This is a genomic window from Hymenobacter agri (assembly GCF_054778495.1).
Map to the genome: position 1 here is coordinate 1 of NZ_BAAGZM010001311.1, position 526 is coordinate 526.

General features: G+C 69.0%; 1 protein-coding gene. It reads left to right on the plus strand.

Annotation, left to right across the window (positions count from 1 at the left end; genetic code table 11):
* On the plus strand, window positions 1–526 hold a 526-nt coding region (locus tag ACYVDE_RS25965; RefSeq protein WP_460504379.1), incomplete at both ends, for a SprB repeat-containing protein.

The window sequence follows — 526 nt, forward strand, 5'->3', positions numbered from 1 at the left end:
GGCACGTACTCGGTGACGGTGACCGATGCCAACGGCTGCACCGCCAGCTGCTCGGCCACAGTGGGCGGCAACCCGGCCATGCGGCCCAGCATTACCGTGACGGCAGCTACCTGCTGCGCCAGCAGCAGCGGCAGCATCGACCTGACGGTGGCGGGCGGCACGGCTCCTTATTCCTACCGCTGGTCGAATGGGGCCACCACCCAGGATTTGACCAACGTGGCCGCAGGCACCTACACCGTCACCATCACCGACGCGCTGGGCTGCACGGCCACGGCCTCGGGCACCGTAACGCAGCCGGCCGCCCTGGCTTTGAGCACCACGCTCACCAGCCCTTCGTGCTGCAACGGCAGCAGCGGCAGCATCGACCTGACGGTGGCGGGCGGCACGGCTCCTTACACCTACCAATGGTCGAACGGGGCTACGACGCAGGATGTGAGCGGCATCGGCGCCGGCACGTACTCGGTGACGGTGACCGATGCCAACGGCTGCACCGCCAGCTGCTCGGCCACAGTGGGCGGCAACCCGG